The 12,607-nt window shown below is 25.9% G+C and carries 15 protein-coding genes; 13 read left to right on the top strand and 2 right to left on the bottom strand.

Annotated elements, in window-relative coordinates:
* Nucleotides 1-50: 50 nt before the first annotated feature.
* Nucleotides 51-572, bottom strand: a complete 522-nt coding sequence (locus R4K56_RS07285; protein WP_335772277.1) for a hypothetical protein — start codon at nt 570-572, stop codon at nt 51-53.
* A 429-nt stretch (nt 573-1,001) separates the two neighbouring features.
* Between R4K56_RS07285 and R4K56_RS07280 the strand changes: the two genes are divergently transcribed.
* From R4K56_RS07280 to R4K56_RS07235, 10 genes are all read left to right on the top strand, one after another.
* Nucleotides 1,002-2,477, top strand: a complete 1,476-nt coding sequence (locus tag R4K56_RS07280; RefSeq protein ID WP_335772276.1) for an MBOAT family O-acyltransferase — start codon at nt 1,002-1,004, stop codon at nt 2,475-2,477.
* Nucleotides 2,478-2,488: 11 nt separating this feature from the next.
* The gene (locus tag R4K56_RS07275; RefSeq protein WP_335772275.1) at nt 2,489-3,244 is read left to right on the top strand and encodes a class I SAM-dependent methyltransferase; all 756 of its coding nucleotides are present in this window, start codon (nt 2,489-2,491) and stop codon (nt 3,242-3,244) included.
* Nucleotides 3,245-3,318: 74 nt separating this feature from the next.
* Nucleotides 3,319-3,786 (top strand): GNAT family N-acetyltransferase, encoded by a 468-nt coding sequence (locus R4K56_RS07270; protein WP_335772274.1) that lies wholly within the window; start codon nt 3,319-3,321, stop codon nt 3,784-3,786.
* 119 nt (nt 3,787-3,905) lie between these two features.
* Nucleotides 3,906-5,336, top strand: a complete 1,431-nt coding sequence (locus R4K56_RS07265; RefSeq protein ID WP_335772273.1) for an SGNH/GDSL hydrolase family protein — start codon at nt 3,906-3,908, stop codon at nt 5,334-5,336.
* A gap of 14 nt (nt 5,337-5,350) precedes the next feature.
* Nucleotides 5,351-5,596, top strand: coding sequence for a hypothetical protein (locus R4K56_RS07260; RefSeq protein ID WP_335772272.1), 246 nt, complete (start codon nt 5,351-5,353; stop codon nt 5,594-5,596).
* A 3-nt stretch (nt 5,597-5,599) separates the two neighbouring features.
* Complete coding sequence (locus R4K56_RS07255; RefSeq protein ID WP_335772271.1) at nt 5,600-6,175, top strand: leucine-rich repeat domain-containing protein; 576 nt, start codon at nt 5,600-5,602, stop codon at nt 6,173-6,175.
* A 134-nt stretch (nt 6,176-6,309) separates the two neighbouring features.
* Complete coding sequence (locus R4K56_RS07250; protein WP_335772270.1) at nt 6,310-6,513, top strand: hypothetical protein; 204 nt, start codon at nt 6,310-6,312, stop codon at nt 6,511-6,513.
* A gap of 138 nt (nt 6,514-6,651) precedes the next feature.
* Nucleotides 6,652-6,849, top strand: coding sequence for a hypothetical protein (locus R4K56_RS07245; RefSeq protein ID WP_335772269.1), 198 nt, complete (start codon nt 6,652-6,654; stop codon nt 6,847-6,849).
* Nucleotides 6,828-7,331, top strand: coding sequence for a leucine-rich repeat domain-containing protein (locus tag R4K56_RS07240; protein ID WP_335772292.1), 504 nt, complete (start codon nt 6,828-6,830; stop codon nt 7,329-7,331). Before R4K56_RS07245 ends, R4K56_RS07240 begins: the two co-directional genes overlap by 22 nt.
* 182 nt (nt 7,332-7,513) lie before the next feature.
* Nucleotides 7,514-8,176 carry a hypothetical protein gene (locus R4K56_RS07235; protein ID WP_335772268.1) on the top strand — a complete coding sequence of 221 codons (663 nt, stop codon included), beginning with the start codon at nt 7,514-7,516 and terminating at the stop codon, nt 8,174-8,176.
* A 404-nt stretch (nt 8,177-8,580) separates the two neighbouring features.
* On the opposite strand, the gene R4K56_RS07230 is transcribed toward R4K56_RS07235, so the two are convergent.
* The gene (locus R4K56_RS07230; RefSeq protein ID WP_335761056.1) at nt 8,581-9,150 is read right to left on the bottom strand and encodes a phosphatase PAP2 family protein; all 570 of its coding nucleotides are present in this window, start codon (nt 9,148-9,150) and stop codon (nt 8,581-8,583) included.
* 142 nt (nt 9,151-9,292) lie between these two features.
* Here R4K56_RS07230 and R4K56_RS07225 point away from each other — a divergent pair, with 142 nt between their 5' ends.
* From R4K56_RS07225 to R4K56_RS07215, 3 genes are all read left to right on the top strand, one after another.
* A complete protein-coding gene (locus R4K56_RS07225) occupies nt 9,293-9,913 on the top strand; it encodes a class I SAM-dependent methyltransferase (RefSeq protein ID WP_335772267.1) in 621 nt (206 codons plus the stop codon).
* 160 nt (nt 9,914-10,073) lie between these two features.
* On the top strand, nt 10,074-10,658 hold the full coding sequence (locus tag R4K56_RS07220) for an ankyrin repeat domain-containing protein (RefSeq protein WP_335772266.1): 585 nt from the start codon (nt 10,074-10,076) through the stop codon (nt 10,656-10,658).
* Nucleotides 10,659-11,453: 795 nt separating this feature from the next.
* On the top strand, nt 11,454-12,467 hold the full coding sequence (locus R4K56_RS07215) for an alpha-hydroxy-acid oxidizing protein (RefSeq protein WP_335758888.1): 1,014 nt from the start codon (nt 11,454-11,456) through the stop codon (nt 12,465-12,467).
* The last annotated feature ends 140 nt before the right edge of the window (nt 12,468-12,607 follow it).

Raw genomic sequence — 12,607 nt, 5'->3', positions numbered from 1 at the left:
CCAGATATCAAAACAAAAATATAACTTTACTTTTGACAAAGTATAGTTGTTTAGGTATATTCTATATTTACATCTTTATTTAAAGCTTTATCAAAATATTTATATGTTTCTTTAGAACACTGTAATTCTCCATAATTATAAGGCTCAAATATAATTTCATTATCATTTATAACATTTGCTTGATATAAATAATTCCAAGGACTAGTTTCTGCAGTTCCTAAATTTTTTGCTACAATGTTTATTTTACCATCATTATCTAATTCTAAAATTAATGTATGATCTTTATAATTAAATTGTTTCATGTTTTTATCATAGGTATATGAATATTGAGCTAATATATACCATTTTCCTCTGAAAAAGAATTTCTTTTGAAATCCTCCAAATACTACAGATTCATCATTATTATTTTCTGATACGGTTATCTCTGTAGGTTTTAATTTATCAGGTATTCTAAAATCAGTAGGCGGAGGAATTTTGTTAGGTGAAAGTATATTTATTTTTTTACATGAAATAAGTGATATTATTATAAATATTATAATAAAGATATATTTTTTATCTTTTAAAGTAAACATAATTTATTTTTTATCATACCTTTAAATAAATACAATTTATTAATTTTTTAGATTATATCTAAATAGTATTATTAAAGATATTATATTTAGAATGTTTTCTTAAAAATTAATATATATATTAATGATACTAATTTTATTTTATATTTGTTATATAAATAATTAAATTTTATTAATATTATATTATATAGGATAAAAAAATTAAACAATGTTTTATATGTTCAATAGTACTCTTGCTTGTATATTAATTAATAATTGTTTATAATTTTTTTATTTGCAACAATAAAGTTAATTTTAGTATAATTAGTTTTATTTTCATTAAAATACCTAAAACTATCTATTAAAAATTATAAAGTTTTGTATAATTCATATTACAATTATGAATTTTATGAGTTATAAATTTATATTTTAGTATGATTATGAGTTATGTAAATGTTGTTTAATTCTACGGATTTTTTAATATTTTTTCCTATAACACTTATTTTATATTGGATATTTCCAAAGAAACTAAGATATATTTGTCTTTTTATAGCAAGTTATATCTTTTATATGTTTTGGAACCCTAAATATGCCTTATTAATGGCTACTTCTACTGTTGTAACCTTTTTAAGCGGAATTTTAATAGAAAAATTAAAATATAAAAGGATAGTAGTGGCATTTAGTTTTATAATAAATATTACAATACTGATATTTTTTAAATATTTCGATTTTCTTCTATTAAATATAAATATGCTTTTATCAGCATTCCATATACAATTAATAGAAAAGCCTTTTGATATAGTGCTGCCTGTAGGAATATCTTTTTATACATTCCAAGCATTAAGCTATACTATAGATGTTTATAGAGGAGAGATAAAGTCTGAAAAAAATATAATTAAGTATGCATTGTTTGTATCATTCTTCCCTCAATTGGTAGCTGGCCCTATAGAGCGTTCAAAGCATTTGCTTGGTCAAATACAGAATATGGATAAAATAAAAAGATTCGATTATCAAAGAATAACAGAAGGGCTTATTTTAATGCTTTTCGGTTATTTTCAAAAAATGGTAATAGCAGATAGAGCTTCTATATTAGTAGATACTGTATTTAATAGATATTATATTTATAATACAAGCGAATTAGTATTATCAGCAATGCTTTTTGCAGTTCAAATATATTGTGATTTTGCTAGCTATTCTCTTATAGCCATAGGAACTGCAAAAGTTATGGGTATAGATTTAATGGAAAACTTCAATACTCCATATTTTGCAAGAAGCATAAAAGAATTCTGGGGGAGATGGCATATATCATTATCTACTTGGTTTAGAGATTATCTTTATATACCTTTGGGCGGAAATAGATGCTCAAAGTTTAGAAAGAGTTTTAATATATTAGTGACTTTTTTAGTGAGCGGATTATGGCATGGAGCTAATTTTACTTTTATAGCTTGGGGTGCCATACATGGAATATGCCATATAATAGAAGATCTTACTTTAAAATTCAAAAATAATATTTTAAATAAACTAGGTGTAAAGGTACAAAGTTTCAGCTTTAAATTTTTGGAAGTAATTTGTACTTTTATAATAGTAGATTTAGCCTGGATATTTTTCAGAGCAGAAACTATACATGATGCTTTTTACTATATACAGAGAATGTTTACTAAAGTAGATTTATGGCGTATATTTGACGGTTCATTATACAAACTAGGATTAGATCGTTTTGAAATGAATATACTTATAATATCTTTGATAGTGCTGTTTTTAGTTGATTTATTAAAATATATAAAGAAGGAAACTATTTATGTATTTTTGAAAAATCAATGTTTATATTTTAGATGGGCAGTAATATTTTTCTTGTTATTCTTTATTATAATATATGGAAAATATGGTGCAGGTTTTGACCCTAAGCAGTTTATATATTTCCAATTTTAGGAGTTATAAGAATGAGTGAAGTTAGAAAAAATTATTATGGCAGTCTTTGTACTGAAATGTATGAGATACTACATGAAAGAGCACCTGAAGATGAATTAAACTTTTATCTATCCTATGCTGAAAAAGGTAAAAAGATTTTAGAACCTTTATGCGGAAGCGGAAGATTTCTTATTCCATTTATAGAAAGAGGGTTTGACATAACAGGAATAGATATGTCTAATGAAATGCTGCAAAAACTAAAATTAAAATTTCCTGATGCAAAAACAGTTCATACTGATATTATGAAATATGATCCGAAAGAAAAATTTGATTATATATTTATCAGTTCAGGTTCAGTATCATTGTTTACAGATATTGATATTTGCAAACAAATTCTAATAAGAATAAAGAACTGGCTTTTAAAGACTGGTAAATTTGTTTTTGCAGTTGATACAATAAAAAATAGATGTATAGATGATAATGATTATAATATTGCTGTATCCGTTAAAACAAGAGAAAATTTTGAAATAGTGCTTAAATCAAAAAATTATTATGAAGAACAAAATCAAACTCAGTTTTCGCCATCAATTTATGAAATGTATAATAATACTGAATTACTTCAAAGTGAGTTTATGGATTTTCAGACGCACCTTTATAAATATGGTGAAATGGAGCAGTATTTAAAAGAAGTTGGATTTACTCAAGTTAAAACATTTTCTTCTTTTGAAAAGGAAATTGCAGTTAATGATAAATGTGATATGTTTTTATTTGAATGCAGTTTTTTATAATTATTATAATGTGGTTGATTACTTAATAAATAATAAAAAAAATTTTATAAAAAATATTTTTTGTGAAGAAAATTATGAACTATAAAGGAACAATACAATTAGAAAGTGAAAGATTATTACTTAGAAGATTTAAAATAGAAGATGCAGAAGACATGTATAATAATTGGGCTAGCGATGATGAAGTTACTAAATATTTAATTTGGAGAACTCATAAAAATGTTGAGGAAAGCAGAATAATTTTAACTGAATGGACTAGTCAATACTGTTATAAAGATTTTTATCAATGGGCTATTGTACTAAAAGAGAATAATTTTTTGCTTGGAAGTATAGGAGTAGTTGATGCAAATGATAATATAGATTGTATTAGAGTAGGATATTGCATATCAAGGAAATATTGGCATAAAGGCATTACATCGGAGGCTTTTTCAATGATAATAAAATTCTTTTTTGAAGAAGTTAAAGCCAATAGAATAGAAGCTGCTCATAATGTTGATAATATAAATTCTGGTAAAGTAATGCTAAAATGCGGATTAAAAAAATAAGGTGTATTAAGAAGTGTTTATAGGGATAATACAGGACTTGTTGATGCTGCAATTTATTCTATATTGAGTAAAGAGTATTTTAATTAAGTTTAATAATTTAATAATAGGCTGTTTATAATATGATAAGAAATACGATAAAAATTATTTGTTTTATAGTGATATTTATTACATTACTTTGGTGTTCAGTCAGAGTTTTAAGATTCAAAAATGAAAATGGCATATATCAAGGCGACAGTTTTTATGAACAGAAAACTAACAGTATAGATGTTATGTTTATGGGAAGCAGCCATGTTCATTATAATATTAATCCTGCTATTTTATATAATGAATATGGTATAGCAGCTTATAATTTTACTTCAGGAAGTCAGCCTATCTGGAGTACTTATCATCATTTAGTAGAAGTATTAAAATATCAAAAGCCTAAATTAATTGCATTAGAGTCTTATATTGTTGCAGCAAGCAGAACTAATGTTGTAGATTATCAAATTGTGGCAGCTACTTATTCATTAAAATGGTCAAAAAATAGAGTTGAATCTCTAAAAGTAACAGCTGCAGAAAGATTTGATGAATTTATTAATCCTATGTATAGATATCATAACAGATACAAAGATTTAAAAGATGAAGATTTTATACCTTATGCAAATAATTATAATCATTATAAATATTTTAAGGGATATTCTTTTCATAATAAAACATTCCCAGTACAAAGACCGGATATAGAAAATATTAAAGACAGTTTGCCTTTACTTGATGAGCAGGAAACTTATTATAGAAAAATATTAGAATTAGCTAAGACAAATAATATTCCTATTGTTGTAATAGCTTCTCCATTTCCTATGACTGATGATGAGGCAAGGCACTTTAATAGGGTAGGTGAGATTGCAAAAGAATATGATGTTCCTTTTATGAATTTCAATCATTATTATGATGATTATGATTTAGATTTTTGGACTGATTATAATGATTCAGGACATTTAAATTATAAAGGAGTTCAGAAATATACTTCTTTTTTGGGTAAATATTTAAAAGATAATTTTGATTTGCCTGACAGAAGGGGCGATACAAATTATGATACTTGGGAGAAAAATGCTTTATATGAGTATAATAAAGTTTATGATATGAATTTAAGAGATGTAGATAATATTCATGATTATATTACAAAAATAACAAATCTTAATGATTATACTATAGTTATAAATATGCTTGGTGAATATTCTACAAATGATAATGTTGTAAAAGGATTATACTCTAATTTTAATATAACTAATGAAATGTATACTAATAATGTTTCTTATGTTATAGATAAAAATAAATTAGTATTTTCTTCAATGGGTGAAACTAATTATCTTTATCATAAGGAACTCAATAAATATAATGATTTAGTAGTTGACAGCGGAAGCAGAATAATGATAAGCAGAAGCAATTTGAGAAAAACTACAAATGGAGTTAATATAATAGTATATGATAATATAACTTCAGAAGTAGTTGATTTCTTTGATTTGCCTTATACTAATGATGCAATAAGCGAAGTAATAGAAAGAGATTATTAATTTAAGGTATATATATGCATAAAAAAATTTTATTATTTTTTATACCATTATTTTTACTTGCATCATGTTCAGCACCTATTACATCTCCAAATATTAGTGAAAAAATAAATAAATATGGTATAGATGTAGGACAGGAAGATTCTGCTATAATAGCACAAATAAAAGAACATTTAGAACAATCTTATAAAGATAATGGGTATTATAAACTTGTATTTATAGGTATTCCAAAACAAAATTATTCTCAATCAACTTCTGTATAAGGTATGGTACTTAATGAAGCCAGTAAAATTTCAGCACAAAATGTTATTGTAGATATAAGCGATGTTGATTTCCAGAATGAAGCTATACCAGCATCTATGTTTACAGGCAATCCTGACAATAAAATAACAGTATTAAATTTTATATTTCCTCAAAATAAAATAAAGACTATAAGAACTTTTGCTTTTCATGGACTTCATAATAATTTGAAAGAAGTAACTATACCCGATTCTGTTATTGGTATTGATGCCGCTGCTTTCCAGAAATCTGAGGCATTGGAGAAAATAACAATTAGTGAAAATAGCAAACTTGAATATATAGGAGATTATGCTTTTTCCTATGCAAAAGTAAATGAAATAGTAATACCAGCATCTGTTACTTCTTTAGGCAGAAAACCATTTGGAAGTTCTTTAACCACTGTTACTTATTTGGGAACGAAGCCTAATACTATAATGAATAATAAAGATGTATTTGAAGATTGTGTCAATCTTACAACTTTAATAATTCCTAATGCCGAAGATCCGGCTGATCCTGCTTGGAAGACTTTTTTAGGCGGTAGTTTTAACGAGGTAAGAAAATAGTAATATTTATCAAAAATTATTCAAATATATTTTTATGATAATTATATAGTAAGCTAAATAATTTAAAATATTTTAATTTTGAAAAATTTTTCTTATGTTTAAAACAATATTTATATTTAAGGATTGAAATAGAGATGATTAAAAAAATTTTATTAGTATTGGTATCAGTTTTGGTATTTGCTTCATGTTCAAATAAGACTACATCGCCTGATAGCAGTAATAACGGTGATAATTCAGGAGTTACTCCTCCTGCTATAGATAAGGAAGAGGAAGAATTAGTAAAAAAATACGGCATAGATATAAGTCAGGACGATGCAGTAATAAGTCAAAAAATATAAGAAAATTTAAAAGCTTATTTTGCTGAAAAGAAATCATATAGAGTAATATTAACAGGAACTCCTAAAGATTATACTCAAGATGTTAATGAGTCTTTATATACTTTAGTTTTAAAAGCAGCATTAAAAATTGGTTCTTCTATGAATATAGAGTTGGATATAAAAAATATTGATTTTCAAGACGGTGCTGTAAAAACTCGTATGTTTTCTGGAGAACCTAATGACAATAAAAATATAGTTATAAGTTTTCAATTTCCAGAAAATAAGATAAAAACTATAGAATCAGATTCTTTTAGTTTTTTAGAAATACAAAAGAAATTAGACTGCCTAATTCTATAATCACAATAAAAGAAAATGCGTTTCAGAATTCTCAAAGTATAGAAAAATTAACATTGGGGAATGGTTTACAAGAAATAGGCGACTTTGCATTTATGTATGTTCATAACTTGAAAGAAGTAATAATACCAGATTCTGTAAAATCAATAGGAATGGGGGCATTCAGTGGACCAAAAATAGAAACATTAAAATTATCTTCTTCATTAGTATCAATAGGAGATTACGCTTTTGATTCTAGTAATATTATAGAACTTACAATACCTGCTTCTGTAACATCAATAGGCAGTATGGCATTCGCATTTTCTCAGCAATTAACTGCTCTAACTTATTTAGGTACAAACCCTAGTAATATAAATCATAAAGGAGATGTATTTATAGAATGTACTAAACTTAAAACTTTAATACTACCTAATGCAGATACTTTAGATGCTGGAGTTTGGTCAAGTTTCTTAGGCGGTTCATTCACTGATATAAGAAAGCAATAATAATTAATGATAATGTTATTATTTTACGATACATATTTGACTATTATATAAAATACATATATATTGATAAAATAATATTAAATAATCAAAAAATACATAATTTCATAAACTTTTTTTGATTGTTTTTATTTCTATTTTTTGTATAAACTGTTTTATATATTACTAATTTTAAGGAAACAAATATGAGTAAAATAATAATATTATTAATGTTAATTTTATCTTTAATATCATGTTCTAAAAAATCGGATAATAATAATTTGAAAGAAAATGTAAAAACTGAAGTAAAGGTAGGAGCTTGGGATATTAATCCGAAACAAGCTAATTCTATAGATGATAATATAAAAGATGTTTTTTCAATTGCTGCAAAACAATTGTTAGGCGTAAAAAGAGAATTAATGCTTTATCTTGGAAGTCAGGTTGTTAATGGTATAAATCATGCTTTTATATGCAGAAGTACTGTTGTGTATCCTTCAGCACTTCCATATTATGAAATTATAATTTGTAATGTATCAACTGACAATGAAATATCTATAGTTAAACTTGATAAAATTATAGAAAGCAGTCAAAGCGAAGTAGGCGGTATAGTATGTACTTCTTCTGATGAGGCAAAGATTAATATTTCAAATTCAAAAGAAGCTAAAGATTTAATAAAAATATTTCAAAATGCTGTTAAAGATATAAAATACACTCAAGAACTTTATGTAGCAAGTCAGGTTGTAAAAGGTGTTAATTATTCTTTTGTGGCAAAAGCATTATCGAATGATGGTTCTTCTTCTGTAAAACTATTAACTATTAATAATTTTATGGAATCAAGTGAAGTAATAGAAGTAGAAGATATTTTATAATTTTAAATATAATTCTAATATATACCTAAATAACTATATTTTGTCAAAATAAATTTATATTTTTGTTTTTATATCTGGGGCTTTGCCCACCGCTCTGCGTGCTTACGCAAAACACCAGTTCTTTTACGACCGAAGGAAGTACTGTAAAGTATTGGTATAAGGCACAGCCCGCCTTCGGCGAGAACCTATATCCTTGATAAACTCGTATATGCTTCGCAAAAGGCTACATTTGTGATTTAATTTAATAAATTATTTCACATGTAATACAATTTTAGTATGATTTAGTACTAATTCTATCCTTGCACTTTTTGCAACTTTGACGAAGTCCGCAGAGCGTGTGCGGCAAAAAAGTTGATAATACATTTACAAATTTAAAAATTGTCAGTAATATATTTATAATAACTTTAAATATTTAAACTTTTTAATCTATCTTTTACTTCCAATTTGTTTAAAACTATATAAGTAATAGTGGAAACAGTTATTCCAAGCAATGCTCCAAGTAATACATCGCTTGGATAATGAACTACTAAATAAACTCTTGAGAAACCTATTAATGAAGCTATCAATATAAATATAAAACTATATTTTTTGTTGAAGTTTAAAAATAATGGGAATAAAGCGGCAAAAGATGCTGTAGTATGCGATGAAGGACAGGAAAAAGAAGTTTCTAAATGCTTTCCAACGGCTATCCAATATTCATTATAAATTGGATCCATAAAAGGTCTTTCTCTTGCTATTAGAGGCTTTAATATAAATGCTCCTATTGATATAGATACAAATAAACTGATTGCCATATTTATACCGCAGAATCTTGTTCTTTTTATGAATATTAATATTATAGTTATAATCATTAAAGGCAATGCTTCGCCTAAATTTGTTATAGCAGAAAAGAAAAAGTCTAATGCCTTGTAATTTGTATGCAGGTTATTAGCAAACTTTATTATAGTATCATCAAATAAATTAATTATTTCCATGTTATATTCTCTTTAAAATTGTATTTTTATCAGATAGTTTTATTTCAAGTATAACAGTTAATTTTATTTATTGTAATATTTATTGATTTTATTATTTTAAATGTTAGAATAATCTAACAAATACTATTGATTGGAGTATGTTATGAAAGACTATGAAAGATTATCTAAAGAACATTTTAATAAACAAGCAAGTATTTATGATGAAAAAGATACAGTATATTATTCAAAATTTGGAAAGATAAGCTGCAATTATGTATCAGAATATTTAAAAAATATTGATTATCATAAACTTTTAGATGTAGGATGCGGAACAGGGTATTTAATAAATTTACTTCAATATAAAGATAATACATTATTTTACGGGCTTGATTTATCAGAGGAAATGCTAAAAATGGCAAAATCTAAAAATATAAGAAATGCTGAATTTATTTTGGGCAGTGCAGATAAACTTCCATTTGATGACAATAGTTTTGATGTAGTAACATGCATACAAAGTTTTCATCATTATCCTTATCCAAATGAAGCTATGAAAGAGGTTCACCGTATTCTTAAAAAAGGCGGTATTTATATATTATCCGATACAGGAGTAGGAGGAATAGCTGCTTGGGTAGATAATAATATTTTATTTCCTTTGATGAAAAGCGGTGATTGTCATACAGAAAATAAAGAAGGTATATCAAAAAGAATGATTAAAAATGGATTTGAAATAATAGAGAAAAAACAATTAAAAGGATTTATATATTCTGTTATAGGAAAAAAATGATATGATTTATTAATTTAATATTAAAACGTATTGATGTTTGTTAATATCTTTATAATTATTTATCGATTAACTTTTTTAATTGTCAGATTATGAAATATCTATAATAATTTTATATTGATTTTTATTTTTTATGATGATATAAAAATAATAAAGGTATTATATGAAAAAGTTATTATTAATTTTATCAGCATTATTGTTTATATTGGTAAGCTGTTCTTTTTATAAAGAAGCATCGTCTTATGCATTAATTGTTTCTTCAGAAAAAGGACATAAAAGTATAGTAAATATATTATTGAAATTAAATGCTGATATAAATATGAAAGATAATGAATACGGCTACACTGCTTTAATGGAGGCATCATCAAAAGGCTACACAAAAATAGTTAATACTTTATTAGAACATAATGCAGATGTGAATATTCAGAATTATGACGGACAAACTGCTTTAATGCTTGCCTCATCAAAAGGAAATACTGAAATAGTTAATATGTTATTAGACAACAATGCTGATGTAAATATTAAATGTGATAATGACCGTACTGCTTTGATAGAGGCTTCTGTAAGTGGACACACAGAAATAGTTAATATTTTATTAGCTCATAATGCTGATATAAATGTTAAAAGTTATGACGGACGTACTGCTTTAATAAGAGCTTCTCAAAAAGGGTATGAAGAAATAGTAAATATATTATTAAAACATAATGCTGATACAAGTATACAGATATATCTGGTTTTACAGCATTAGACTATGCTTTAGAGTCAGGTAATTCTAATATAATAAAAATGCTTGAAAACAATTAATTAAAAAACATACTTGTTTAAAAACTACATAACAAAATTATATATAAGGTTATTGTATTTTTTATTATAATTTTAATATATACTTAAATAATTATATTTTGTCAATTTTTACTTTTTCGTAAATGTAATTTTTCTTTATTAATAGTATAAAATATTATTAAGTTTTGTTTGAAATGTGAAGTAAAACCAAGATTTGTGTCAAAAATGCAGTCTTTTTGGTTCTTTGTGCCAATACCGCAGGCACTCCCTTCGGTCGCAAAAGAACTGGGGGTGTGGGGGCTAGTCCCCACAAATAACCTAAATTTAAAATTGTATTTTTTGACAAACTCTAAAATTTTTAGTATATACTGAAAATTTTTAACTTTGTCAATTTTTTCTTGTTCTTTTTCCCGCCGCAAAAAGAACCAAAAAGTGCAAGTATAAAATTAGTACTAAATCATACTAAAATTGTTTTACATGTAAGATAGGTTATTAATTTAAGCTAAAATATAGTCCTTTTGCTTCTTTGGGCCACCAAAAGAAGTGGGGTGCGGGGCAAAGCCCTGCAGATATTTAAAATTTAAAAAATTATTTCTGACAAAATATAGTTGTTTAGGTATATAATAAATTATTACATAAACAACATATTTTTATAAAACCAAAGTATATTAATAATCTGCTTGTTTTATTTTTTATATTTAGTATTATTATTGCGGTAAATTATTATCACAGTTTAATTATTAAATATCGGAGGAATTTTATGACATATAAAGAAATTATAGAAGTTGCAAAAGACTGTATGGGATTTTGTAAAGCATGCCCAATATGTAATGGTAAAGTATGTAAAAATAGTATGCCTGGACCTGGTGCAAAAGGCATAGGAGATGTTGCCATTAGAAATTATGACAAATGGAGAGAGATAAGACTTAATATGGACACAATATGTTCTAATGAAGATGTTGACACTTCTTTTGAGTTATTCGGTAAAAAATTTAAATATCCTATATTTGCTGGCCCTGTAGGTGCTGTTCAGCTTCACTATGGCGATAAATACACAGAAGAAGAATACAATGATATATTAGTAAAATCTTGTGCGGAAGCAGGAATTGCAGCTTTCACTGGCGACGGTACTAATCCAAATGTAATGATAGCAGCAACTACTATGATAAAAAAACAAAACGGCATAGGAGTACCAACAGTTAAGCCTTGGAATATAGATGTTATAAAAGAAAAAATGAAATTAGTAGCAGATTCAAATGCTTTTGCTGTTGCTATGGATGTTGATGCTGCAGGACTTCCTTTCTTAAAAAATCTTACTCCAAAAGCAGGAAGCAAAACTGTAGATGAATTAAAACAAATAAAAGAAATCGCTCAAAGACCTTTCATTATAAAAGGAATAATGACTGTAAAAGGTGCTAAAAAAGCTGTTGAAGCTGGAGCTGATGCAATAATAGTATCAAATCATGGAGGACGCGTACTTGATCAATGTCCTTCTACTGCTGAAGTTTTGCCTGAAATTGCTGATGCTGTTAAAGGAAAAATAAAAATATTAGTAGACGGCGGTATTAGAAATGGTACTGATATATTAAAAGCTATTGCTTTAGGTGCTGATGGTGTTGTTATAGCTAGAACATTTGTAATAGCTGCTTACGGCGGAGGAGAAGAAGGTGTTAAATCTTATGCAGCTCAATTAGGTGCAGAACTTGAAGATGCTATGACTATGTGCGGTGTTCACAGCTTAAAAGAAATAACTAGAGATATAGTAAGACTTTAATTTTATTTACTATAATTTTTTATAATTAAAAAAACTCAATATAAAAGAGTGACTCTCTTTATATTGAGTTTATTTTTTATTAATATACTTTTTAAAACCTACTTAATAAAACTGTATAATTTTTTTAATTATAATTTTAA

The sequence above is a fragment of the Brachyspira pulli genome (assembly GCF_036997785.1).
GTDB lineage: Bacteria > Spirochaetota > Brachyspiria > Brachyspirales > Brachyspiraceae > Brachyspira > Brachyspira pulli.
The sequence above is the reverse complement of the archived record's forward strand: the minus strand, read 5'-3'. Positions and strand labels throughout refer to the sequence as shown.